We start from the raw sequence: 24999 nt of genomic DNA on the forward strand, positions 1-24999 counted from the left end.
GGGGGCGTGAGAACAGGCCGGAGGTCGCCCGCCGAGCGGCCTCCGGGTCCCGGAGGGTTGAGCGATTCGGCGGAAACTACTCACTTGAGATCTAGATACACCATTACTCCGTCCCATCGGCCCTCTTGTTCAGGTGTCACGAAGGTCGATCAGCCGGCCCCCGGAGCTCTCGGCGAGCGCACCAAGCGTGCGCCACGCATCCCCGAAGTCGATTGCGCTCGCGGCCGCGGCGATGCCCTCCTCGAGCGCACGCACACGCTCGGCGGCAAGGAGCGCGGCGCCCGCATTCAGGAGCACCATGCGCCGAGCGTCGCCGCGCTCATCGCCATGCAGGACCGCTTGGAAAAGCGAGGCCGCTTCGCGAAGAGAGCTCGGATTGATCGAACGACTGGAGGTCGACTTGGAATCGGGCGGAACCACTCGCTGTGGATCAACGCGCCACTCGGAAATCGTGCCCTGCCTGACCTCGACCACGCGGCTGGACGCATGAATGCTCAGTTCATCAAGGCCATCATCGGAGTGGAGGACAAGGGCTCGCCTCGAACCGAGTCGCGCGAGGGCCGCAGCCATCGGGTCGACCAGTGCCGGGTGGTAGACCCCCACCACCTGGCGCTCAGCGCCAGCGGGGTTCACCAGCGGCCCCACAAGATTGAAGATGGTGGGAATGCCCAGCGCCTTGCGGGCGCCAAGCGCATGCCGAGCCGCAGGATGGTGATGCACGGCGAAGGCGAAGCAGATGTTGCAATGCTCGAGTGAGCGAACCTGCGCCTCGCGCCCCGCTTCGACATTCACACCGACTGCCGACAGGACTTCCGCGCTCCCGCGGCCCGTTCGACTTCGATTGCCATGCTTCGCCACGCGGGCGCCAACCGACGCCGCCACAATCGCGGCGGCTGTCGAGACATTGAAGGTCTTGGGTGCGCCGCCAGTTCCCGCGGTGTCAAGGATCTCCTCCGGCGCAATCGCGGTGGGGATGCGATCAACTCGACCTCGCATGACGCGCACGGCGCCAGCGAGTTCATCGGCAGTGGGAACCCGAGTGGCCAGGAGCGCGAGCAATGCGCCAATCTCCGGTTCGCTGGCGCGTCCATCGGCGATCACTTCGAACGCGGCGGCTGCGTCCGACTCCGAGAGCGAACGACCAGCAACAAGTGCCGCCAGTTGCGGCGTGAGCGCACCGGGGTCGGGCTTCGAAGCGCCCGCAAACTCGGGAGGCCCGGGCAAACCGCTTTGAGCGTTGTGCGGTGCGCTCACAGGCCGTAGCTGGTGACCAGCCGGACCACCTTCGGCTGGTCGGGATTGAGTTGAAGGCTTCGCCGGAAGTAGCTCGAGGCCTCGGCGGCGGCGGCTCGATCCTGTCGGCCGGAGAGGAGCCAACGGTTGATCGCGTTCACCGCCAGACCGTTGATGCTCACCCAGTTGGATGGGTCAATCTCCGTCGACTTGCGATAGAAGCTCGAACTCTTCTCAAAGTCGCCGAGCTTGAAGTGGGCCCACCCGAGACGCTCGAAGTTGTCGCTCGATGGATCGAGGCGCACCAGGGCGTCGGCGGTGTTGGCCGCCTCCTGATAGCGCTGCGCCGAGGCATACGCATTCAGCAGATTGCGCAGGATCTGCGGGGTCGGCTCGATGAGTTCGAGCGCCTTCTCGTACTGCGTGATCGCGTCGTTCATGCGATCGAGGCGCTCATACGCCACGCCGAGATTGACGCGCGCCGGGCCGCTGCGAGGATCGAGCCGGACCGCGCGCTCCGCGAAGGGAATTGCTCCGGGAGCATTGTCGAGCTGGAGATACGCAAGCGCCATCGCCATGTTGGTGACGGCAGAGTCCTGATCGATCACCAGAGCCTTGTGATAGGCGTTGATCGCATCGAGCAGCTTGTTCTGCCGGTGCAGCGAGCGGCCGAGGCCGAGTTGAGCGTCAAAGTTGTCGGGAGAAACCGCCAGAGCCTGACGGAAGGCACGCTCGGCAGCCGCAGGATCTCCCTGCGCGAGGAGTGTCTCGCCGATTCCGATGTATCCCGCGGGCAGATTGGGGTTGTCGCGGAGGATCTCTTCGAAGATGCGGATTGCTTCGCGATAGTCGCCCGCGCGGCGCGACTCGGTGGCGCGATTGATCTTCTCCTCGAGGGGCGAGAGCTGGGGCGCTTCTCCGGGCTCGCCGGGCGCAGATGATGGCGCTGCTGATGGAGCGGGTGCGGGCGGCGGCGTCGGCTCGCGCGCGGGCTGCGGTTCCGGCTCAGGTGCTGGCGCGGGGGCAGGGGCTGGCGCTGGTGTTGGCGCTGGCTCGGGAGCTGTCGCAGGTTCCGGTCCTGGCTCTGGCGTCGGCTCGCGCGCGGGCTGTGGTTGCGGCTCAGGTGCTGGCGCGGGTTCGGGCGCGGGCGCTGGTGCAGGTTCTGGTTCCGGCGCTGGAGCCGGTTCGGGCATCGGTGTTGGCGCGGGTTCCGGTTCTGGCTCTGGCGTCGGCTCGCGCGCGGGTTGTGGTTCCGGCTCCGGTGCTGGCGCGGGTTCAGGGGCCGGCGCGGGTGTTGGTGCTGGTTCGGGCACCGGTGTTGGCGAAGGGGCAGGCTCTGGCGCGGGTGATGGAGCAGGTTCCGGTGCTGGCTCCGGCGCAGGCTCGCGCGGGGGCTGCGGTTGCGGCTCTGGTGCTGGCGCCGGTTCGGGAGCCGGCGCTGGTGCTGGCGCGGGCGCTGGTGCTGGCGCCGGTGCCGGTTGCGGTTCAGGTACCCCTGCGGGTGTCGGAGCTGGCGTCGGCGCAGCAGTCGCCGCTGGTTCGGGAGTTGGCGCCAGTGTCCGCGTTGGCGTAAGTGACGGCGCGGGCGTCACCGTCGGCGTGGTGCGCGGCGCAATCTCTCGCGCGGGCTGGGGGTCAGGCTGCGGCTCCGGCGTCGGGCCGAGCGCAATCTGGCGCTGCCACTCCGGCGGAGGAGTCAGTTCCGCGCGAGGCCCAGGTCGAACGCCTTCGCTCGACGCAAACGCGCGCGGGCCTTCGACTGTGGGCTGTTGACGATCAGTGGGTGAAGTCGATGGGTCCGATGCCGAGGCTGTTGAGGCGGCCGGGGAGGCGCTCTGCGGCCGCCCGTCGACCATCGCGCCCCGATCGGTCGAGTCGCTTCGGGGCCACGCCCACTCCTCGACGGGAATGTCGGTGCGATGGGCGGTGCCCGAGTCCTGACTCCAGTTGCCGCAACCGGCGATGAGCGCGCCCGCCGCAAGCCACGGGGTGACCCAATAGACGCGACGCCATCTCAGACCTTGTGTTCGTGATGTCGCGGCGTTCACGAAGTCAGTCTAGCGACGCGACCCTGCGCCGGTTCGGGTCGATCGCGGCTTCTTCGCACCTGCCGCGATTGGACGGCCGCGTCTCGTGGTGGCTGAAGGCGCCAGCGCACGAAGCCGACGGACATTCTCAACATCCCAAGGGCGCTCCTTGAAGGAGCCTTCCTTCGGGGTTTCGAGAATGCCAGGGCAGTCGGCGAAGGCGCTGGTCGCCAGGAGCGCTCGAAAGCACGCCTTGCCGCAGACGCCGTCACCGATGTGTTCATGACGATCGAGTCGCGATCCACACGCGCCCTTTGAGTCGTTCAGATGGAAGACGAGGCGATCGCGCGGAGCTTCGCGCGAACCCTTCGCCACCCGCGTGCGAGTTCTGGTTCCCGCGACGGGCGCCGTGCCCAGGTCGAGGTTCAGGACTTCCCCAAGCAACTGAACGGTCTCGGCCGCGCCAGCATCGGTGTGCATGTCGTATCCGGCGGCGGTGGCATGACAGGTGTCGAAGCAGAAGCCCACGCGCTCCGGAGTCTTCATTATCTCCCGGATCATGGCGAGGTGCCGCAGGTCATAGCCGAGCGTGCTGCCGGCGCCCGCCGTGTTCTCAAGACAGGTCAGGACCTTGAACCCCGCGGTGGATGCGTGCAGCTCGTCAAGAGATCGAGCCAGCCGCTCGAGGCCCTCGCGCTCCTCTGGTGAACAAGGCTCGTCGCGCTTCGGTGGCGCGACGCGCGGCGCGGGAGTCCCGAGGTGCGCCCCCGGGTGCATGACGCACCGTCGAATCGCAAGGGCTTCGCAGCGCTCGAGCTCCGCGCGCTGAAGGGCGAGCGAACGAGCTCGCGCGCCTGCATCAGGTGATGCAAGATTCACCAGGTAGCTGTTGTGACTCACGACGCGGATGTCATCGGGATCCCCCCAGCCCGCTTCGCGCAATGCGTCGAACCACTCCGCAATCTGCGCTTCTGACGGTGGCTTGGGTGCCCACTGCCGCTGATTGGCGGTGAAGACTTGCACACTTTCGAGCCCAAGCTCGACGGCCTCGCGCACGGCGTTCGCCACGCCGCCAGCCACGCTCAAGTGCGAGCCGAATCTCACGGAGTGCTCCCGAGTTCCACCATCTTGGCGCCCATCTGCTTGGCGGCGGCCACGATCCGCTCGGCCGTGCGCACAGCGGCGAAGCCATCTTCGGCGTCGACGAAGGGTCGTCGCCCCTCACGAATGGCGGCGACGAACTCCTCGAACTGGAGACGCAGCGGTTCACCGGCCCCCACTTCGAGCGGCTCCACGGCCACCAGCTCCAAGTAGTTGACGCTGGAGAGATCCGCGCCGCCGCGAAGCTGTTCGCGCACCTCGGCGATCTTTGCGGAGTTCGCGGTCTTCCGAATGAGCGTCCCCTTCTTCTCCGCGAAGTCGGCGGAGAGATAGGCGTCCTCGCTGATGATCCGAATTCGGCGCTCGGTCTTGAGCGCCAGCCGACTGGCCGTCACATTGGCGACGCATCGGCGACCTGCTTCATCGGGCGGGAAGACGAGCCGGGCGTTGCAGACATCCTCGGCATCACCAAGCACGCTCACCGCGCTCGCGTGCACCTCCTCGGGCTCGCGGCCAAGGAGCATCAGAAGGACATCGATGTCGTGAATCATCATGTCGAGCACCACACCGACATCGACACTGCGGAAGGTCATGGGGCTGATTCGATCGACTTCGACGAAGCGCGGTGCGTGGGTCATGACCTTGCGAATGGCGACCATGACCGGGTCGTAGCGCACGACATGACCCACCTGGAGCACCACGCCCGCCTTGGCGGCGGCATCAGCAATGGCACGGGCCTCCTTGACGCTCGGGGCCAGGGGCTTCTCGATGAGGCAGTGCACCTTTGCGGCGAGCAGTGCTTCCGCCGCCGCTCGGTGGTGCACCGTCGGCGTGGCGATGATGGCGCAGTCGATCCCGAGGGCGATGAGCGCCTCAACCGAATCGACTCCGGCGCCCCCATACTGCTCGGTCACCGCGGCGCGCCGCTCGGGGTCTCGATCGACGACTCCGACGAGCTCGCAGCCTTCTGTGAGCGAACAGATCCGCGCATGATGACGGCCCATTCGGCCGACGCCGACAACACCGCAACGAAGTGTCTTCATCGTGGGTGAAGCCTACCGCACCGGAGCGAACCGACCCTCTTCGGATCGGCGCAGCAGTTCTTCGACGGCCCTCTCCAGTTGCGCCACGCGGCCTCGCAGCTCCTCATTCTCATTGGAGAGACGGGTGTTGCTCTGCTCCAGCTCGCGCAGTGCCTCGACCACAAGACCCTCGAAGCCGATGACCGTGAGCGTCTTGAAGCCGCGCGAATCCTCGCCGATCCACTCGGGAAAGATCGCCTCGACCTCCTGCGCGATCAGACCTGTGTAGACACCATCCATCCCGCCCTGCGCGAGGGGGTCGTTCCAGCGGTAGGTCACGCCGCGCAGCGCGAGCAGTCGATCGAGCGCACCCTCGATGGTGTGAATGTCGTGTTTGAGACGGGCATCAGAGGAGATCGTCCAGGTGTTGCTTGTGGGCTTCGCCGCAGAGTTGTTCGAGAGCTGAAGCTGGAAGGTCGGCTCGATGCCGATGCCCACATTGCCTGAGACGCGCATGCCACTCTCAGGAACGGCGCCCGCGAAGTTGCCGCCCACGGACACACCACCATTGGCATGCACCCGGAACCTGGTGACCCCGCCGACCTGCACGCGCAAGCCGTCCTCGCCGGAGTCGGCATTGATCTGGAGTCGATCGGTGGGATTGGTCACGCCGACCCCGAGGCGACCTCCTGCGGTCAGACGCATGCGCTCGGCAAGTCCCGAGTCGGAGCGCGTGGCGAAGGTCATCACTGAGTCGAAGGCGGCTGCGGACTGCCACCCGACTCCGATCTCACCGCTAAGCGCCATGCCCCCGTTCGTGGCCTTGAGATGGAACCCGATCGTGCCTGCCATTCCCGTCGCGGGTGTGAACGGCGTCCACCGCACCAGGTCGAGCATTCGCGCCGCGGTGTTTGGAGCATCGACAACGGCGGAGACCGCCACCGGAGTGTCATTGGTTCCACCCAGCCGTGTGATTGCCGGAGGCCAGACTCCCGTTCCCACTTCGAGGGCCTCGGTCCAAGTGAGACCGTGAACCGTGAAGAGACCGTTGGTGCTTTGCGATCCAACCGCGACCGGGCCCTGCGTGTAGTACGCCGTCGTGCCGGAGAGGAGCCATGGCGATGCGCCGATGGGACCTTGCGGACCCTGTGGCCCGGTCGGACCGACAGGGCCCTGCGGACCGGTTGCGCCGACGGGGCCCTGTGGGCCCGTGGGACCAATCGGCCCCTGCGGTCCGGTCGCCCCTGCGGGGCCCTGTGCACCTTGTGGTCCATCGGGACCCTGGGGCCCGATCGGCCCCTGCGGTCCCTGGTTGCCATTGAGCGCGAAGAGCGCGTAGGGCGCTGGCAGGAGCGGCGTGCGCGGCTGAAGAAGCTGGCCATTCACCGTGATCTCGAGCCATCGCGGTGAACCGTTGAACGCCCCGGGCCCGAAGTCGAGGTCAATCGTGAGCAGGCCGTTGGTGATGAGCGCACCGTTGATGATCAAGTGTGGCGCGACTTCGTTCCCCCCCGGTCCAGGGGCATCGAAGAGTCCGAACTTGAGGTTGGCGACTCCGTTGAATGGAGTACCGTTCAAGTCGATCCGCCCTTGGTAGGTGAAAGCCGTGCCAGCAGACGGCGCGCCAAGGGCGCTCCGCTCCAGCGTCAGCATTGGGGTGAACGCGACCAGGGCGGCCGCCACAGCGACCACACCGCCCAGCACTCCGGCGCATCGGCTCATGTCCGTTGCTCGACGCATTCTCGTCTCCTTGGCGCATTCGCGCTCGATGGTGTCAACCTGCGGCGAAGCCGAGTCACCCGCGCCGCGATCGGCGAGCCCAGGGTCGCGACCTACTCCGTCGCGCTCCGAGGCAGTCGCGAAGGAGGCTACGAGATCACCCTCGCGCAGGGAAGCGCGGCGCGGCGCTTTCGCGCCGTGCGAATCCGATGCCAATACACGCTTCCGCCGGGCCTTGACCGCGCGGAGTCACGGTAAGCGTGACCGCTCTTCCCGGGCGCGCTCGGCCCTTCGCTGGGCGCGAGCAACCTCTTCGTACGCGCCAACGAGGGCTGCCATCATGTCGCGGGAGAGCTGGATGGCGACCACGATCTCACCGAGGATGACCGCGAGAACAATGACCGCGATCGCAAGGAAGAACGGGGCAAGTGATGCCACGAAGAAGGCGACCAGAAGCGCGATGATGATCGTCAGCAGCGCTGTGCCGACGCAGATGTTGAGCACCGTGTGGGGGCCTTCATCGGCGATCGCCAGCCCGAGGTCGGCCATCCAGCAGAGGTGCAGATAGGCACTCGCACCGGCACCGACCAAGGCGAGCAGCGCGATGATGACAGAGAGCATTCCGCCTGCCCCGTAGGTGATCACTCCAATGAAGATCCACCAGCACAGGGAGAAGGCCAGGGCAAGAAGATGAATGGGCTGGCCGAGAAGCTTGGCGCGCGTGACCTCGACAGGAGAACTCTCGCCTCCGAGAGCGCCCGGTCCGATCGGCATCGAGAGGAGCACCACCACAGGCAGAACACCCATCAGGATCTTGATGGCGGCTCCGAAGCTGACGCCAGGTCCGAAATCAAGGGTCCAGTGAAGCAGGAGGCCGACGATCACGATGAGCGGACCCATCGCAGCCACGCCGCCCATCAGGGCGAAGCGGATCGCAATGGGCCAGACCACCGACGGCCCGGCCTGCTGAAGCTGCGTGATGGCGTAACGCGCCCGAGGCGCGGAGGCATCGACGCCACACTCGGGGCAACGCTTCTGACCTGCCAGCAGCGCGTAGCCGCACTTCACGCAGCGACGCGTCTCGGTCTTCGGCGATTGGCGCCCGGCACCCCCCAGAAAGCTCACCGGCACGGTGCAAGACCCTTGGTGGAGGAAGTGTGGCTCGGACGGCCGCGCCTCACCCAATCGACGGCGTTGCGGAAGATGGCAAGACCCGGTGTTTCGTGTTGGCGCACTCCCGGGTCCAGACGCGTCCACCAAGGATGTTGCGTCCAGCGCGTGTAGCGCTCAGGGTGCGGCATGAGACCGAGGATGAGCCCGGTGGGATCGCAGATGCCGGCGATGCGGCGCTCGGAGCCGTTGAAGTTCTCTCCCTCGGCGTAGCGCATCGCGACCTGCCCCGCGCATTCCAATGCATCGAGCACGGAAGCTGGCGCGACGAAGCGGCCTTCGCCATGTGCGCTCGGAAGGAGACCTGTCTCCTGATCGAACTGAAGTCCGCGCGTCCAGAGGCAGATGGTCTCGTCGGGCACTTCGATGCGCGTCCAGCGATCGTGAAAGCGTGCATCGAGGTTCTCCGCGAGGGCGACCACCGGAAGGGCCGCCGAGCCGCCTTCAAACGAAGGCAGCAGGCCAGCCTGAACCGCGATCTGGAAGCCGTTGCAGGGGCAGATCATGGGGACCCGTCGCTTCACCGCCTCGTGCAACGCCGGCAGGATCGAGCGCCGGATGAGCTGCGCCATGATGCGGCCTGCGGCAATGTCGTCGCCGTAACTGAAGCCGCCCGGTAGACCGATGAGGTCGAAGCGGTCGATGATCGACGGCGTGCGCATCAACTCCCGCAGGAGATGAGATTCCGGGTGGGCGCCCGCAGCTTCGAAAGCACGAGCGAGTTCGAGGTCGCAGTTGATGCCCGGTGCGGTGATGATCAGCGCGCGGGGTCCGGTTTCACTCATGGCAGCACCGCTCCCTTCGTCCACGCCTCGCGCAGCCGCCAAAGCGGAGTCGACGCCACGGCGCCGCCGACGAGGATGGTGAACTCGGTGCTCTCCTCGACCCTGCCGATGACGGCATGCGGAACATCATCGAGAGCCGCGCCGAGCGCGGCAAGCGACCCGGGCTCAACTTCGAGCAGATAGCGCGATGGATCCTCGGCGAAGGCGAGGGCCTCTGGAGAGAGCTGGCGCCCTCCCGTCGGAAGTCCGTCAAGTTCGACGGAGCAACCGAGCTCGCCCGCGAAGGCCATCTCGGCGAGCGCCACGAGCAGCCCGCCCTCGCTTGCGTCATGCGCGCTGCGCACGAGATTCGCGGCAATGGCCCGAGCGACGGCAGCCGCACAGCGTGGGCCAAGCACGAGATCAACCTCCGGCAAGGCGACTCCGCCATCGGCGCTTCGCGTGACGGCACCATCGGTCGCAGGGCGACGGTGGCTGGCGCCGGCGAGATCGGGGTTGAGCGCAAGCCAATGCGACCCACCAAGCCGACCGTGGGTGACTCCGACCGCCACGATCAGGTTGCCTGCGCGCTTCAGGTCCATCGAGATCGCGCGCGACGCATCGGGCACGATGCCGAGACCGCTGATGAGCAGCGTGGGCGGAATCTGGATGACTCGCCCGTCCTGCGTGACGAACTGGTTGTTGAGGCTGTCCTTGCCGCTGATGAATGGAGTGCGATAGGCGACGGCGCCGTCGTAACACGCCTCCGCGGCGCGAACGAGCGAGCCGAGATTGCGCTCGTCGCGGCAGCTCGGCCAGCAGAAGTTGTCGAGAATGGCGATCCGGGTCGGGTCGGCGCCGACGCAGACAAGATTGCGCACGCACTCATCGATGGCTGCGAGCCCCATCAAGTAGGGATCGGCGCAGAGACCGGTCGCGAGGCCGTTCGCAACGGCGAGCCCCTGTTCGGAGCGCTCCACCGGAAGGATGACTGCGGCATCGCCCGGACCGCCTTCGCCCGGACCGACGATCGGCTTGAGAACCGAGCCGCCCTGCACCTCGTGGTCATACTGACGGATGATCCAGGCGCGGCTCGCGATGTTCGGATGCGCGAGGAGCGCCGCGGTGCCCTCGATGAGCGCTTCCGCAGGCGAGCGCTCGGCTTCCGCGCCGCGCGACAGTGGAGCGCTCCCGCAGCGCACGCCACCGGCGGCTGCGCCCCACGCGGCGTCCCAGGTGGCGTCGCGCGTGGGCGTGGGAATGCCATCGTGCAGGAAGTGCATGTCGAGGCGACCGACTTCGGTGCCGTGCCAAAGGAGTCGAAGCGATCGATCGGGCGTTCCGAAGGTGCCGAGCTCGCACATCTCGACTTCGTGCAGGTCGCAGAGCGCCCGAAGCGCGTCGAGCTGCTGCGGAGCCACCGCCAGCACCATGCGCTCCTGCGCCTCGGAGATCCACACTTCCGTTGGCGAGAGGCCGTCGTACTTGAGCGGTGCCCGGTCGAGGTGAACTTCGGCGCCGAGTTCACTGCCCATCTCGCCGACGGCGCTTGAGAAGCCGCCGGCGCCGCAATCGGTGACGGCGTGGAAGAGCGGACCACCCGCATGGTCGCGCGCCGCGAGTAGGACATCGAGGCACTTCTTCTCGGTGATGGCGTTACCGATCTGAACGGCATGGCCGAACTCGTCGGCGTGCGTGTCGGTGAGTTCGGCGCTCGAAAAGGTGGCGCCGTGAATGCCATCGCGTCCAGTCCGACCGCCGAGGGCGACGATGCGATCCCCTGCCTGCGCTGAGCCGCGGATCCGATCGCGCGGAAGCACGCCGACCGTGCCGCAGTAGACGAGCGGGTTGCCGATATGGCGTTCATCGAACCAGACCGCGCCGTTGAGCGTGGGAATGCCCATGCGGTTGCCGTAGTCGCGCACACCGGAGACGACCTGCTCGAGAATGCGAGCGGGCGGAAGGCAGCCGCGCGGAAGCTCGGGACCTCCCGGTCGCCCCGTGTGAAGTGGCGCCACGCAGAAGACATCGGTCGCCGCGATCGGCTTCGCCACCAGGCCCGTGCCCATCACATCGCGGATGCAGCCGCCGATGCCTGTGGCCGCACCGCCGTAAGGCTCGATCGCGCTCGGATGGTTGTGGGTCTCCACCTTGAAGCAGACGGCATGCTGCGCATCGAAGGCGATGACCCCCGCGTTGTCGACGAAGACCGAGAGACACCAGTCGATGGCCGGTCCGTGCTTCCCCGCCATGAGTTCATGGGTGGCCGCCGCCACCGTGGACTTGAGCAGGTTGTGGATGATGACCGAGCCGTCGGGCTGGGGTTCGTGCCCCGGACGGGGCGCGCCGGCGGTGGTGCGCCCGGCAAAGGCGCGCATCCCAGCAGGGAGCGCCGTCTCGCGATAGCGGATGGTGCTCTTGAGCGTCTTGTGCACGCAATGCTCGCTCCAGGTCTGGGCGAGCGTCTCCAGTTCGATCTCCCGCGGCTCTCGTCCGAGGCGCCGATACTCATCGCGGATCGCGCGCATTTCCTCGAGGGAGAGAAAGAGATGAGCTTCGCGGCTCAGGCGCTCAAGCGCCGTGTCGTCGAGCGAGGCGAGCGGAACCTCGCGAATCGAGAGCTCATAGTGGCGCCCGACGGGAAGGCGCTCCGGATGGAAGGGCGCCGTGTGCACGGCGTGAATGACGGTGTTTGCGAGCAGGCGCTCGCCGATCACCCGCGCTTCGTCGGCGGTCACACCAGCGAGGTCATAGCGCTCCGCCGTTTGGGCACGAATGCGCTGACCGGTCATCGCAAGGACTGCCAGCTCCACGCTCTCGGCGGCGGGGTCGGTGACTCCCGGCAATGGGTGCACTTCGACCGTTGCCGACGACGCGGCCCCCGCTGCGCCGTCCACCAGCGACGCGACCTGCGTCACTGGGTCGGCGAGAAGTTCATGCGCCACGCGCTCCGCGTCAGCATGGCTGAGCGAGCCTTCGATCAGGTACACCGACGCATGGCGCACCGCCGAGGGCATGGCGGGCAGCTCCGACGATGCACTGCGAAGCCGCCGAAGGAATCGCTCGGCGCGAACATCGCGCTGTCCCGGACGGGGGCGAACTTCGATGCGATGAAGCGGCGGCGAACCCGACATGGCCGCCAGTGTACGAGCCTTGCTGCGACTGTCCGCGACGGTGGCCGAACGGCTCAGAACATGAGTTGCAGACGAGTTCGGAAGACGAACTGATCCGAACTCGCGGTGCGCCAGCCAGCTTGGAGATCGCTCGTCTGCGGCTCGGTTGCCGTGAACGAGTACCCGATGTCCGTGGTCAGCTTCACATCCTGACCGTTGATGTACCAGTTGACGCCGACGGTGGCGACATTGAGCATCGACGGACTTCGGAACGCAAGCGGCAGGGAGTTCTGGTTGGTGGCGCGCCAGTTGGAGAGCTCATATCGAGCGAAGAGCTCCCACTTCGGCGCGATGTAAATGGCCCCCTGCAAGACGAGGCCCCAGATGTTGATGAAGCCCAGATTGACTGGCTGCGGTGGGTTGAACCCGGTCCGAAGGTACGCCGCCGGCGATTCCAGATAGTTGTAATAGAACGAGCCGAAGAGGCTCGCGCCACCGAAGTTGTACTGCGAGTCGACGGTCCAGGCGTACCACTCGTTGTAGCCGCCGAGGTTGTTGATGACCGGCGAGTTCAGGATGGGCAACTGCGACTGCTGGTAGTGGAAGGCAGCACCGAGCAACCAACCCTGCGCCTGTCCCATGGGGCTCGTGAAGCTGGCGAAGTCCTGCCACGCGCCAAAGGGCTTCCACTCGAGGCGCGTGGTCACCGAGATGTCGGAATCCTGGCGGAACCACGGCGAGTTGGCGGGATTACCGTCGACGGTCGAAAGCGCTGGGCCGCTCAGGTTGTCGTTGCCGCCGTCATCGAGGCTCAAAAGCCAGCGGATGTCATCGCTGATGAACTGGAGCTCGACGCCCTGTGTGTAGCCAAGCCCCATGTGGAAGTCGACGATGGAGCGATTCACCGCGAGCTGGTACTGCTCGGGAATGAGGAACTCGCGGCTGTACGGCGATCGATACTGACCGGCCCGTACGCTCCAGTTGTCAGTCAACTGAAAGCGGATCCACGCGTCCATGAGCTGGAGCGTGCCACTGCCGTCACCGAGCGGGACCGGGCCCTGCTCACCGAGGAAGATGGCGGTGTTGTTGGTGAAGCGAGCCTTCACCATGTACTGGACGCTCGGCCCGAAGACATGGCCGCGGAACCACAACTGGGTGTTCGGAAGGTCGAAGGCGTAACGATCCTGCTTTCGATCCTGAACCGTAGGATCGGTCTGCCCCGTGCGAATGTTGCTCCAGACGAAGCGCGTCTGAAGAAGCCCGCCGACCTGGAGCTTGAAGCGCCCATCGGGGCTGGCCATGAAGAAGCCGTCATTCCAGCCGGCGGTCATGCCGTCCTGACGAAGGCTCGCGCGGCTGCCGGCGTCGACGAGCACATCCTCAACGATCTGCCTGATCTGGGCGGCGCGCTCCTCGGTGAGCCACTCCTCGCCCTGGCTGGTTCGAAGGACGGCAACTTCGCTCGCCAGGTCGCGATTGCGCCGCTCGAGCTCATCATTGCGTCGCTCGAGGGCCTCAAGTCGCTTCAGGATGTCCTCATCAACCGGTCCGGCCGCGTGCAGAGGTGTCGCGGCGACGAGGGAGGCAAGAACCATCGATCCGGCGAGGAGTGCGCGGACCCGTGGTGACTCAATTGCGGATCCGGGGACAAGTCTTCCGAGGGTGATTCGGGACATGCGATGCGGAGCTTATCGACGCATGCCCCCGCTGTCACTTGAGGAAGTGAGCGCCCACGCCAACGAAAAACCGGCCGGCTCCTTGCGGAGCCGGCCGGCATGGTCGGACTTGGCGGGAAGGTCCCGCCGAACTGGATGCAATCAGGAGCGTGCAGCGCTCAGAAGAGAAGCTGCAGCTGGACGCGGGAGACCCACTGGCCGCCGCCGTTCTGACCGCCGTCCGAGCGGAAGTCAGTGATGGCGATGTTGCGGCCGTAGATGCCCTGATTGAAGAGCACCGGGTTGATCGAGTAGCTCAGGTCACCCGAGAGCTTGATGTTCCGGTTCTTCACGCCCGCGGGATACCAGTTGGCACCGAAGGTGACGACCTGGTTCATCTGCGCGGCGTAGGGGTTGCCACCGAGGTTGTAGGCGTAGTAGGGGTTCGTCTGCGAACCCTCGTAGCCATTGTCGGTCGGCGTGTTGATGCCAGCGTTCGGCCCGGGGAATCCGGGGTTGACACCGTTGGAGTTCGTGTTGTTGGCAAACGGCGAGCTGCCGCCTGGGACCCAGCCCCAGAAGGTCGGCGTGTTGCCTGCGTAGCCGTTCGCGTTGTTGTTGACGGTGGTGTAGTACTCGTAGCGACCGAAGAGCTCGAGGTCGTCAACGATGAACCAACCAGCCTGCACCACGACACCGTGGCTGAAGATGGGCGAGTTGCCGTAGCCGTAGCCGGGCACAAAGACATTCGAAGTTCCACCGCCCCATGCCGCGGGCACGAGGGAGAGGTTGTTCGGGGTGTTGCCGTTGTCACCGGTGAAGCCGCCGCTTGGGTTGGCCACCCAGCCAGCCGGGATGCCGTAGGCCACATTGCCGACATAGGCCGCGTAGAGGCTCACGCCGCCGAGCTCCCACGAGATGTCAGCCGTGTAGGTCAGGTTCTTGACATCGCTGTTGGCGCTGGTCGGCAGGTTGTTCGGGTACTGGTTGTTGAACACGGGCTGGAGCGGGAAGCCCTGGAGGTTGCCGAAGTTGCCGCTGAGCGAGTTCGGTGCCGTCCAGCTGTTCGCCGTGTTGTTGAGGTCGTTGGCGCCACCGCTCTGCCAGTTGGCCGCAGCACCGATGAGCAGACCGCTGCCGGTGCCGTTCGGGCTGGAGAAGTCATTGAACTGCTCCCAGGTACCGAAGGCCAGCCACTCCACGCGACCGGTCACGGCCCACTGGGTGAAGTTGCCGAACTGGTTGCTGTTGCCGATGGTCGACGAGGTGTTGGCGTTGTTGCCACCGTCGTTGTAGCTCACCATCGCGCGGAAGCAATCATTCTGGAAGGTGAGCTCGATGCCCTGCGTGAACTCAGTGCTGAAGAACTGGTTCACAAGCGAACGCTCAACCGCGAGCTGGTACTTGCTGGAGACGAGCTCCTCGCGAAGCAGCGGTGCCTTGAACTGACCGACCTTGATGGACCAGTTCGGATCGAGCACCTTGACGATGTAGGCATCCTCAAGTCCGAAGTTCGAACCGAGAGAGCCATTACCGGCGGGGTTGTTCCAGCCGTAGGTGCCAGACGGAGCATTGAAGGTGTAGGACTGGCCGTCGCCGAAGGCGATCGTCTGCGAGAACGGAGCTTGGGTCGTCTGCTGTTCGAAAGCGCCGACGATGCGGTACTGCCAGCTCGGGTCGACCACATGGCCGGAGAACTCAAGCTTCGCGCGGGGCACGCTGAAGCCGCGAGCGGTCCGCTGGATGCCGTTGCTGTTGCCCTGACCGAAGAAGCCCTGGTAGCCCTTGTTCTCGAATCCGCCCGGGAACTCATTCTGGGCCCCCGTCTCCGGCGGCTGGAAGCTGCCAGGATCGAGCTGACCCAGGCTGCGGCTGCTGAGGCGGCTCATCGCCCAGCGGACCTGCAGCTCGCCGTTGACCACGAGCTTGAAGTTGCCATCGGGGCTGGCGATGAAGAAGCCGTTGTCATAGCCGGCCGTTGCGCCGGACGACTGGAGGCTGGCGCGGGTGTCCGCATCGGCCAGCACATCCTGAACGATCGAGCGGATCTCCTTCGCGCGCTCTTCGGTGAGCCACTGCTGGCCCTGAGCGGCCTTCAACTCAGCGACTTCTCGGCGAAGCTCGGCGAGCTGGGAGAGCGTGTCGTTCGAGGCCTCCACCGACGAGGCGAACGCGGCGGCCGTGAGGCCGAGCGTACTACCCGCGAGGAGACCGACATATCTGGTCAGACTCATGTGTTGTGCTCCTGAAACGAGTTCTGAAACTGGATCGCGACCAAGCGATCCGACTCATGCATCCACCCAGCCGTGCGTGTCATCGCCCCAGTGGGATGACCGGCTGGGCCAACGGTCCGTCAACCGAGTGCCGTCACACAACGGCACGCGGGCGGCATTCATGAAGATCTCGGGGAAGCGTTGGTCCATGTCGTGTGCTTCTGGCCAGTGAGCTTTCGAGGATCTCTCCTGAATGACGCAACCAAAGGGATCGGCATGTTCAGGCCGGTCTCTTCGAAGGTGCGGAGGATAGCGGATGTAAAGGCTGGGTGTGCGGCACGCGTAAATCTCTGTTCTACAAGCACTTGCAGAAATTCATGGGATCGCAAAAAAATGGCCGGCAGTCCTTGCGGAACTGCCGACCAGATGCCATCACGGCTCATTCGGCGGCATGAGCGCCGCCTCAATCATTCAGTGGCAACCTCTTCTCATTAGAAGAGGAGCTGCAACTGGAGGCGGCCGACCCACTGTCCGCCACCGTCGCGACCGCCGTCGTAGCGATAGTCAGCCCCGGTGATGCTCTGACCGTAGATGCCATTGGTGAAGAGCACCGGGTTGAACGAGTACGCCAGATCGCCGGTGACCTTGATCATCCTGTTCTTGTATCCCGCGGGGTACCAGTTCGCACCTACAGTGACGATCTGGTTGAACTGAGCAGCGAACGGATTGCCGCCGAAGTTATAGGCGTAGTAGGGATTGGTGTTGCCGCCGACATAGTTGTCGTTGGGCGTGTTGGCGCCCTCAGGCACCGCACCGGCGTTGTTGGTTCGCGTGTTGTTCGCGAAGGGCGAACTTCCGCCCGGCAATGCGCCCCAGAAGGTGGGCGTGTTGCCTGCGTAGCCGTTCGCGCCGTTGTTGATCGTGGAATAGAACTCGTAGCGGCCGAAGAGCTCGACATCATCCACGATGAACCAGCCGGCCTGGACCACCGCACCGTAGCTGAAGATGGGGGAGTTTCCGTAGCCGTATCCGGGCACGAAGGCGTAGACGCCGCCATCGCTGCCGTTGCTGGGGATCAGGCTGACATTGTTGGGCACCACATTGAGACCGTTCCCGGTGCCCGCGAGCGGTGTGTAGCCGCCACTCGGGTTCGCCACCCATCCGGCGGGGATGTTGTAGGCGACATTGCCGACGAAGGCGCCGAAGATGCTGAAACCTCCGAAGTCCATCATCGTGTCGACGGTCCAGCTGAGGTTCGTGACCTCATCGTTCCCGTTGACGGGGATGTTGTTCGGGTAGCGCAGGGCGGCGGCGGGAATCATGATCGGGATGCCGCTCCCAGACACCGTGGCGCCACTGGCGACAAGGTTTCCGTTCGCCCCGCTGCCCATGGTCCAGGTGTTGTTCTCCATGGATCCGGAGTTGCGACTGCCTCGCTGCCAGTTCACGCCACCGCCGATGTACATCGCGAAGGACTCGCCCACGAAGCTCGACATGTCGCTGAACTGGCGCCAGTCGCCGGCGATCTTGTACTCCACGCGACCGGAGAGAGCCCAGTCGGTGTCGCTGCCGAGATACTCGTTGCTGCCGATGATCGCGCTGGTGTTCGCGTTGTTGCCGCCGTCGTTGAACGACCCAATGACTCGCAGGCAGTCATTCTGGAAGGTGAGCTCGATGCCTTGGGTGAACTTGGTCGAGAAGAACTGGTTCACCAGCGAGCGCTCCGCAGCGAGCTGATTGCGGGAGCTGACCAGCTCCTCCTTCAGGAACGGGCTCTTGAACTGACCGACCTTGACCGACCAGTTCTCGTCCAGCTTCTTGTTGATCCATGCGTCCTCAAGACCCGCGCTGGCGCCGCTCGCTCCGGGGCCCTGCGGGTTGTTGGCGGCGCCGGTCATGCCGGTGCTCTGGACTCCAAACTGGCTGTTGCTCGTGCCGACCGTGGGGAAGGTGCCCTGCGCCGAGGTCTGGCTGTACGACAGAACGACCTTGTACTGCCAGGAGGGGTCCACCACATGGCCGTTGAAGTCGAGCTTCATGCGACGAACTTCGAAGCCGCGAGCGATGCGCTGGATGTTGTTGCTGCCACCGACATAGCCCTGATAACCCTTGATCTCGTTGCCACCCGGGAATGAACCCTGCGGACCAACCGCCGGATTCTGATAGGTCCCGGGGTCAAGCTGATTGATGGAGCGAGTGCTCAGTCGGCTGGCGGCGTAGCGAATCTGAAGCTGGCCGCTGAGATTCAACCGGAAGTTGCCGTCTGGGCTGGCCAGGAAGAACCCCCGGTTGTAGCCCGCAGTCGCGCCGTCGGACTGGAGGCTGGCGCGTGAGTCGGCGTCGGCGAGAACATCCTGCACGATGCCGCGAATCTCCTTCGCGCGCTCCTCGCTGAGCCACTGCTCGCCCTGCTCAGCCTTCATGCGGTTGATCTCCGCATCCTGATTCTTCACCTTGCTCTTGAGGGCCTCGACCTCCGATCGAAGCACGCTCGGGTCATCGCTGCGCTCCGCGCTCGCGGCCATCGCCGCAGGGGCGATGGACAGGGTTGTGATGGCCAGGAGGCCGAGATATCGAGTGAGACTCATGTGTCCTTGTTCCTTGTGGGTGATTGAGTCGAACCAGATTGACGCGCCGGGATCGATACCAGGCAGAGGGCAGGGAAGATATCGACCCCAAGAGCGGCGGAGTTGTCTCAGGGGAATGTGAGCGCCGCGTTCAGACGCCTTCAGATCTTTGGAAGGGGCGCAGAGGTTGACCGGCCGCTTCGACCCGTCGTGCCGGGAGCACCGCGCGAGGCTGGGGCGAGGCAGTCGATGGCATCGCTGATCCGACGAATTGGTCGCAAGGTGAGGCCCTCGGCGCTCATCGCGTTCGCCGCCGGGACGAGGATCGTGTCGATGCCTCGGCGTCGGGCTGCGGCGAGGCGGGCCTCGATCTGACGCACCGGGCGAACCTCGCCGGCGAGCGAGACCTCGCCAATCACCGCCGTGCGAGGTGGGAGCGTGCGCCGCAGGTGCGACCCGGCGATGGCCAGGGCGATGCCAAGGTCAACCGCAGGCTCCGTCACGCGAAGACCTCCGGCGCAGGCGACATAGACATCCTGGTCGGCGAGGCGAAGGCCGCCATGCTTCTCGAGGACCGCGATCAGCATGCTGGTGCGCGCGGCATCCACGCCGCTCGTCTTGCGCTTCGCACTGCCGAGGAAGCCGGTCGCGGTCAGTGCCTGCACTTCCGCGAGGATCGCGCGTGAACCGGCCAGCGGCACGACCAGCGCGGCACCGGGTCGCGGTTCGAGCGCCGCCTCGGCGGTGAGCGCGGAGTCATCCACCGGCATGAGTCCGTTCCCCGACATCTCGAAGAGGCCGACCTCCTGCGTCGATCCGAAGCGGTTCTTGGTGGCGCGGACCGCGCGGTGAAGGTGATGGCGGTCGCCCTCGAAGGAGAGCACCGCGTCGACCATGTGTTCGAGCGTCTTCGGACCTGAGAGAAGACCTTCCTTGGTCACATGGCCCACGATGATCACCGTGCAACCCTGCTGCTTGGCGAAGTGGACGAGGTCCATGCAGCAGCGCCGGAGCTGCACGATCGACCCCGGCGCCGCGTCGAGCCCGCTTCGCGCCACGAGCTGAATGGAGTCGATCGCGAGCACGGCGGGTGGTCGTCGCCGCGCATGCTCAAGGACTCGATCGAGCAGCGATTCGGCGTGAAGAAGCAGGTTCTCCGACGGCTCCTCCGAAGCGTCGGTGCGAAGCCGATCGGCTCGAAGCTTGACTTGATGAGCACTCTCTTCGCTGGTGGCGTAGTGGGCCAGGTGTCCTCGCCTCGCCACGGACAGGAGGGCCTGAAGCAGAAGAGTGCTCTTGCCGATGCCTGGCTCGCCACCGAGCAGAATGGTGCTTCCCGGAACGAATCCGCCGCCGAGCACGCGATCGAGTTCAGCCACGCCGGTTTCAAGACGCGGTGCGGCGTCGGTGGATATTGACGCGAGAGGTTGCGGCCCGGCGGGCGAGCGCGCGCCCGGCGCTCCAGCGCGAGCGGCATCATCGATCTCGTTCACCGCCGGCTCGACGAAGCGCTCGAGCGTGTCCCAACCTCCGCACTCGGGACAGCGGCCCACCCACTTCGGCTGCACCGCGCCGCATGAACCGCAGAGGAAGCTGACGCGCGCGCGAGCCACGGCAGGAGTGTACGGCTCGACCGCACTCGCTCTTGCGCACCCGCCGGAAGCTTCGAGAAGAAACGAACAGGCGCCGATCGGGTCGGAGGTTCGATCGGCGCCTGAGAAGGACGGCTCACGATGGTCGCGACGAACAGCGGGTCGCCATGTCGCTGCGCACCTCTCGCAACGACGCACACTCTACGCCGAAGGGTGCGCGTCGTTCAAGTGGGGGGGCGCGAGGTAGCATGTCGGCATGCGACGCGCAAGCGCATGGTTGACGCTTGAACCCTGGCGAGCGCTCTGGCAGTTGGCGCGATTGGCGTGGGCGGTTCGCTTTCGATTGAATGGCCCCTACCTGCGCTGGCGGCGCGAAACCGCATTTGGGCACGACCCCTCGAAGTGGCCCTCTCCTGCGGAGCGTCGGGCGGCGGTGCTTCGATACGGGGCGTGGATGTCGCAGATGAAGCGACTGGGGCGCTGAGGCGCTCCTCGCACGCACGGCGAGTCATTCGAAGCGGTTCCATCGGCGATCACCCCCCGAGGGGAGTGATCCGCTCGCCCTCGCTCACTTCGGGTCATTCGAGGCAGCGCGGCGTCGCTGGAGCGCCGCAAGGCGAAGGGCCAGCGGTGCCGCGGTCCTTGTCGGGGTGACCATGCTCGACGCAGTGTCCACCATCGAGCCGTCGAAGTGCAGTCGGCGCACCGCAACATCGACCACCAGAAGCAGGGCGGCGATCATGGCCAGCAGCGGCCAGATGACTCGATCGCGGGTGACTGGGGCGATTCCCGTGGGGACGAAGAGCGGCGAAGGCTCCTGCGACAGGCTCAGCGATCGACCTCCCGTCGCCTCCGCCACACGGAGAAGGGGGATCGAGTCATCCTGAAACGAGCGATGCTCGCGATTCGCCCGCGCGGTGAAGGCAGCTTGCGCTGAGTGCGTGGTGCCGCCCGTGCGCCAGCGCACCGCCACGAGATGGAGGGGCGCCTCCGGCAACTCGACGCGACCCTGGAAGTGCCCGCGCGACACCTGCGCGAGGGGAAGCGAGATCGCGGCATGCCCCTGCGGCACGATGATCGCCACGGCACCATCCACGATCTCTCCGGCACCAAGTGATGCACCGAGATCAACCGAAAGGAGCCCGCTCCCCGGAGTGGTCGCCAGATCAAGGCGGGCCAATCTTGACGCGGGCTTCGCGGTCCATCGAACCTGACGAGTCCAGAAGAGATCGAAGCCGGGCCAGCGGACCCATGACGAGGCCCAGCGCGGCGAGGCATCGCTCGTGAAGCAGAGGACTCGACCGACGCCATGATTCCATCGAGCGGCGATGGGATCACCGCCGGGACCTCGCAAGGTCACCTCCGCGAGTCCGCCGCGATCGGCCGTGACGACATAGCCCTCGAGCGCCGGCAGCGGCGCGATCTCGGTGATCCACGGGTCGAGGCCCGTCGGTGCGGGTTCAAAGGGGTCGACTTCGGCAATCAGCGTGCGACGGAGGAAGTTCGCCTCCTGGATGAAGATGGAGGTGATCGCATCGCGGCCCTCACTTCCGACGACCGGATGGAAGTTGCCACCACCAGCTTCAGAGATGGCTCGAAGCGTCTCCGCGCCAGCACCTTCCGCAATGCCGACGGCGCTCACCGTGATGCCCGCACGCGCGAGTGTGGAGGCAATGGCGATCCCCTCGCCGACGGTCCCCATCGTCTCTCCATCGGAGACGACAAGGATGTGCCGCACACTCCCGCGATCCTGGAGGAGCATTGATCCCGCGGATTCAAGCGCGGGGAAGAGATTGGTTCCACCGCCCGGCCGAATAGTCCTGATGGCCGTTGCGAGGCGCGATGGATTGGAGTTCGCCATCAGCGGCTGCACAACGGAGTGACTCCCCGCGAACGCGATGACTCCAACAAGGTCCTGCCGGGAGAGCGTGTTGAGCGCCGCAACGGCGGCGTCGCAGGCGACATCGATACGGCTCGCGTTGGCGCCAGGAACCGTCGCGCTCATCGACCCCGAGACATCGATCACGATGACGAGTGCGCCGCGCAGGACCTGCCGTTCCACCTTCGGCTCAAGGAGCACCGGGAGGACGCCTTCCACGGGAGAGCCCTGCCAGCCGCCTGCGCCGAAACTTCGCGGCCCACCCACGACGAGCAATCCCACGCCGAAGTCGTGGACCGCACTGGCAAGGTCTCGCGTCTGCTGCGGCAAGAACGACCAGATGGGTTGGTCAACCATGACGACGGCATCGAAGGAGATCCACTCGGCGAGCGTCTCCGGCGCCTCGCGCCCGCTCGCCTCGATGACTTCCATGTCCGAGTTCTGGAGCGCGCGAACCAACGGTCGGGCGTCATCGGTCGAGTCGGTGAGAAGAAGGATGCGCTGGCGGCCCGGGGTCACGAAGGTGACCGCCGTCGCTTCGTTGTTCTCCATGCGCGTGTCCCACGACACTCCCGCCTCATCGCGCGCGGGCTCGAACACCGCGCGAGCGCGGACGGGACCGCCATCACCCACGACCGCGCGCGTGTTCACTTCATTGAGACCGACGCGGAGCGAAACTGGCACGGAGATCTGCTCGGGAGACCCGCCGGCAACGATGATCCTCAGCACGCCCTCGGCCTCGGTGGCCGAGCGCAACAGCGTGCGCAGGCGAATCTCGCTGCCGGGCGTCGCCGATGCCGGGACATCCAATGACTCGACGACAACCTCGCGTTCGAGTCGGTAGGTGAGGGGAAGCACATCGATCGGAATGCCGAGGGCCGCGGCGATCGGCGCGAGGCGCTCGACTTCGCCCGCGGTCTCGTTGCCATCGCTCGCAAGCACGAGGCGCGTGGCGGCATCGCCGGGCACGATCGTGAGCGCAAGCCGGAGGGCCTCCTCGAGGTTCGTCTGGCTGGGATCCGCCTGAACTCCGCTGAAGAGTGGCTCGGCGCCTGGCGCTGGGAGCTGTCGAATGACCGGCGCGGCACCGGCGGAGACGACACCCACGCGCAGACCCGGCGGCGCGTCGACCCCGGCGCTCCGTCGCAGCCACTCTTCGGCTTGCGAGGCCACGGACCGAGGAACACTGGCCGAGTCATCGATGATCACGATCACCGCGTGATCGCGCGCGGTCCACTGCACGCGCGGTTGCGAGAGGGCCGCCATGAGCAGCACCATGATCGAGAGGCGCAGCATCGATGAGAGGCGCCATCGCCACGGCTCGATGACTGAGCCGCTTCGCCATGCGACGGCGAGCACCATGATGATCGCCAGCACGATGCCGATCAGCCAGAGCGGCTGTTCGAAGCGCAAGCCAAGGAAGGCGAATGAGCCCGCGGTGCCGGTCATGCCTGGCGATCTTAGCGCATGGGACGAGGCTTCCAAGTGGTCAAAGCGAGGTGGCGCTATGGGTTCAACGCGACGCCTCGCCGCCTTGCGCTTCTCGCGTGGTTGTCGCATGACCGCGGTCATGCGCCTCGAGCGACTCACTCAACCTGCAGCGAATGCTGACAATCAGGCACCGCGCGTCGGCGGAACCGGCGAGTCGACGAATGCCAGCGGATCGGATGACTGAGCCGGGCCTTCCCCATCGTGCAGCGGGCTGAAGCGACTGCCGACGAGCGCGATGCGTCGATTGGGGTTCGGCTGCCGAGGCAGGTAGGGCCACACGAGGTAGACGATGGCCACGCACGCCACCGAACCGAGCCAGGTCCAGCCCGTCCAGCCCATGAAGACGAAGAGCGCCGTCATCGAGAGGATGAGAAGCGCGGCGGGGATCATCCCCTCCCACGCCAGTCGCATGAGCTGATCGAAGCGGAATCGCGGAAGCGTCCATCGCAGCGCCATGGCGAAGGCAATCAGCAGGAAGACCTTCGCCATGACGACCAGCCACTGAATCAGGATGAGACCGAGACCGCCTTCGAGCGGGAGATCGGGCCCGAACGGCAGCGGGTTGATGCTGAAGCCACCGAGGAAGAGCAGCGTGAAGAAGGCCGCGCCGGTGACCATGTGGAAGTACTCACCCAGGAAAAAGACCGCGAACTTCATGCTCGAGTACTCGGTGTGGTAGCCACCGACGAGTTCGCTCTCCGCCTCGGCCATGTCGAAGGGCGCGCGATTGCTCTCGGCCAGCATGCACGCGTAGAAGATGATGGCCGCGACCGGCTGATGCAGCAGGTTCCACCCCTGCCCTCGCTGGCTCTCGATGATCCCGTACGGCTCGACCGTGCCCGCGACGAGCACCACGCAGAGGAGCGCGAGCCCCATTGGGATCTCGTAGGAGATCATCTGAGCGCTCGCCCGCAACCCGCCGAGGAAGCTGTACTTGCTGTTGCTCGCCCAGCCGCCCAGCGCGACGCCGTATACCGAAAGGCTCGCGGCGGCGAGCAGATAGATCAGACCGACATTGACATCGGCACCGGTGATCTTGACGGTCATGCCCTCGACGCCGAGCCTCTCCGCCAAGCCGAAAGGAAGCGTTGAGAGGTCGAGCATTCCCGCCCAGGGAATGATCACGAAGGCAATGATCGCCGGCACCATGATGAAGCCCGGCGCCATCTTGAAGAGGGCGACATCAACCCCGCGTGGGTTGTAGTCCTCCTTCATGATGAACTTGAGGCCATCGGCGATCGGCTGAAGGAGGCCCTTCGGTCCCACCCGGTTCGGCCCCACGCGGTCCTGCATCCATGCACTCAGCTTGCGCTCCAGCAGAATCGCGTAGGCGCAGCAGACCAGGATCACATGGAGCATCACGAAGATGACGATGATGCTCACGATCACCTGGAGCATCACCGGCGAGAGGCTCGTCGAGGTGGATGCAAGGGGCCCCGGCGCGGTGAAGAGG

The 24999-nt window shown here is 65.8% G+C and carries 16 protein-coding genes; 2 read left to right on the forward strand and 14 right to left on the reverse strand.

Going from position 1 to position 24999, the window contains the following annotated elements; all coding sequences use genetic code 11:
- Positions 1-129: 129 nt before the first annotated feature.
- On the reverse strand, positions 130-1254 hold the full coding sequence (gene trpD / locus KF724_12550) for an anthranilate phosphoribosyltransferase (GenBank protein MBX3356518.1): 1125 nt from the start codon (positions 1252-1254) through the stop codon (positions 130-132).
- Entirely contained in the window at positions 1251-2426 is a 1176-nt protein-coding gene (locus KF724_12555; protein ID MBX3356519.1) for a tetratricopeptide repeat protein, read from the reverse strand. The genes trpD and KF724_12555 overlap by 4 nt, the downstream gene beginning before the upstream one ends.
- Positions 2427-2479: 53 nt before the next feature.
- On the opposite strand from KF724_12555, the gene KF724_12560 reads away from it, so the two are divergent.
- Complete coding sequence (locus tag KF724_12560) at positions 2480-2806, forward strand: hypothetical protein (GenBank protein MBX3356520.1); 327 nt, start codon at positions 2480-2482, stop codon at positions 2804-2806.
- Between the two features lie 484 nt (positions 2807-3290).
- Here KF724_12560 and KF724_12565 read toward each other — a convergent pair whose 3' ends face one another.
- The 10 genes from KF724_12565 to radA all read right to left on the reverse strand — a co-directional run bounded on the left by KF724_12565 (position 3291) and on the right by radA (position 20197).
- Positions 3291-4364 (reverse strand): deoxyribonuclease IV, encoded by a 1074-nt coding sequence (locus tag KF724_12565; protein MBX3356521.1) that lies wholly within the window; start codon positions 4362-4364, stop codon positions 3291-3293.
- Complete coding sequence (locus tag KF724_12570) at positions 4361-5404, reverse strand: Gfo/Idh/MocA family oxidoreductase (protein MBX3356522.1); 1044 nt, start codon at positions 5402-5404, stop codon at positions 4361-4363. The genes KF724_12565 and KF724_12570 overlap by 4 nt, the downstream gene beginning before the upstream one ends.
- Before the next feature lie 12 nt (positions 5405-5416).
- Complete coding sequence (locus KF724_12575) at positions 5417-7123, reverse strand: tail fiber domain-containing protein (GenBank protein MBX3356523.1); 1707 nt, start codon at positions 7121-7123, stop codon at positions 5417-5419.
- Positions 7124-7351: 228 nt separating this feature from the next.
- Positions 7352-8170: a hypothetical protein gene (locus tag KF724_12580; GenBank protein ID MBX3356524.1), complete on the reverse strand. Its 819-nt coding sequence runs from the start codon at positions 8168-8170 to the stop codon at positions 7352-7354.
- A 53-nt stretch (positions 8171-8223) separates the two neighbouring features.
- The gene (locus tag KF724_12585) at positions 8224-9057 is read right to left on the reverse strand and encodes a phosphoribosylformylglycinamidine synthase subunit PurQ (GenBank protein MBX3356525.1); all 834 of its coding nucleotides are present in this window, start codon (positions 9055-9057) and stop codon (positions 8224-8226) included.
- Positions 9054-12170: a hypothetical protein gene (locus KF724_12590; protein ID MBX3356526.1), complete on the reverse strand. Its 3117-nt coding sequence runs from the start codon at positions 12168-12170 to the stop codon at positions 9054-9056. Before KF724_12590 ends, KF724_12585 begins: the two co-directional genes overlap by 4 nt.
- Positions 12171-12223: 53 nt before the next feature.
- Positions 12224-13744, reverse strand: coding sequence for a hypothetical protein (locus tag KF724_12595; GenBank protein ID MBX3356527.1), 1521 nt, complete (start codon positions 13742-13744; stop codon positions 12224-12226).
- Positions 13745-13983: 239 nt separating this feature from the next.
- The gene (locus KF724_12600; protein MBX3356528.1) at positions 13984-16038 is read right to left on the reverse strand and encodes a hypothetical protein; all 2055 of its coding nucleotides are present in this window, start codon (positions 16036-16038) and stop codon (positions 13984-13986) included.
- Positions 16039-16508: 470 nt separating this feature from the next.
- Positions 16509-18605 carry a hypothetical protein gene (locus KF724_12605; GenBank protein MBX3356529.1) on the reverse strand — a complete coding sequence of 699 codons (2097 nt, stop codon included), beginning with the start codon at positions 18603-18605 and terminating at the stop codon, positions 16509-16511.
- Between the two features lie 140 nt (positions 18606-18745).
- Complete coding sequence (gene radA, locus KF724_12610; GenBank protein ID MBX3356530.1) at positions 18746-20197, reverse strand: DNA repair protein RadA; 1452 nt, start codon at positions 20195-20197, stop codon at positions 18746-18748.
- Positions 20198-20432: 235 nt separating this feature from the next.
- Between radA and KF724_12615 the strand changes: the two genes are divergently transcribed.
- Positions 20433-20660 carry a hypothetical protein gene (locus tag KF724_12615; protein ID MBX3356531.1) on the forward strand — a complete coding sequence of 76 codons (228 nt, stop codon included), beginning with the start codon at positions 20433-20435 and terminating at the stop codon, positions 20658-20660.
- A gap of 84 nt (positions 20661-20744) precedes the next feature.
- Here KF724_12615 and KF724_12620 read toward each other — a convergent pair whose 3' ends face one another.
- Both KF724_12620 and nuoH read right to left on the reverse strand, forming a co-directional pair.
- On the reverse strand, positions 20745-23504 hold the full coding sequence (locus KF724_12620) for a VWA domain-containing protein (protein ID MBX3356532.1): 2760 nt from the start codon (positions 23502-23504) through the stop codon (positions 20745-20747).
- A 165-nt stretch (positions 23505-23669) separates the two neighbouring features.
- Positions 23670-24944 carry an NADH-quinone oxidoreductase subunit NuoH gene (nuoH, locus tag KF724_12625; protein ID MBX3356533.1) on the reverse strand — a complete coding sequence of 425 codons (1275 nt, stop codon included), beginning with the start codon at positions 24942-24944 and terminating at the stop codon, positions 23670-23672.
- Positions 24945-24999 lie beyond the last annotated feature (55 nt).

The organism is Phycisphaeraceae bacterium (assembly GCA_019636735.1).
Taxonomy (GTDB): domain Bacteria; phylum Planctomycetota; class Phycisphaerae; order Phycisphaerales; family SM1A02; genus VGXK01.

Excerpts from the sequence above, each read along its gene's own strand:
- KF724_12605 (MBX3356529.1), bottom strand. The coding sequence starts at position 18,605 with ATGAGTCTCACTCGATATCTCGGCCTCCTGGCCATCACAACCCTGTCC.
- KF724_12595 (MBX3356527.1), bottom strand. The coding sequence starts at position 13,744 with ATGGTTCTTGCCTCCCTCGTCGCCGCGACACCTCTGCACGCGGCCGGA.
- KF724_12615 (MBX3356531.1), top strand. The coding sequence starts at position 20,433 with ATGCGACGCGCAAGCGCATGGTTGACGCTTGAACCCTGGCGAGCGCTC.
- KF724_12585 (MBX3356525.1), bottom strand. The coding sequence starts at position 9,057 with ATGAGTGAAACCGGACCCCGCGCGCTGATCATCACCGCACCGGGCATC.
- KF724_12575 (MBX3356523.1), bottom strand. The coding sequence starts at position 7,123 with ATGCGTCGAGCAACGGACATGAGCCGATGCGCCGGAGTGCTGGGCGGT.
- KF724_12555 (MBX3356519.1), bottom strand. The coding sequence starts at position 2,426 with ATGCCCGAACCGGCTCCAGCGCCGGAACCAGAACCTGCACCAGCGCCC.
- nuoH (MBX3356533.1), bottom strand. The coding sequence starts at position 24,944 with ATGCTCCAGGTGATCGTGAGCATCATCGTCATCTTCGTGATGCTCCAT.
- KF724_12590 (MBX3356526.1), bottom strand. The coding sequence starts at position 12,170 with ATGTCGGGTTCGCCGCCGCTTCATCGCATCGAAGTTCGCCCCCGTCCG.
- KF724_12600 (MBX3356528.1), bottom strand. The coding sequence starts at position 16,038 with ATGAGTCTGACCAGATATGTCGGTCTCCTCGCGGGTAGTACGCTCGGC.
- KF724_12620 (MBX3356532.1), bottom strand. The coding sequence starts at position 23,504 with ATGACCGGCACCGCGGGCTCATTCGCCTTCCTTGGCTTGCGCTTCGAA.
- KF724_12570 (MBX3356522.1), bottom strand. The coding sequence starts at position 5,404 with ATGAAGACACTTCGTTGCGGTGTTGTCGGCGTCGGCCGAATGGGCCGT.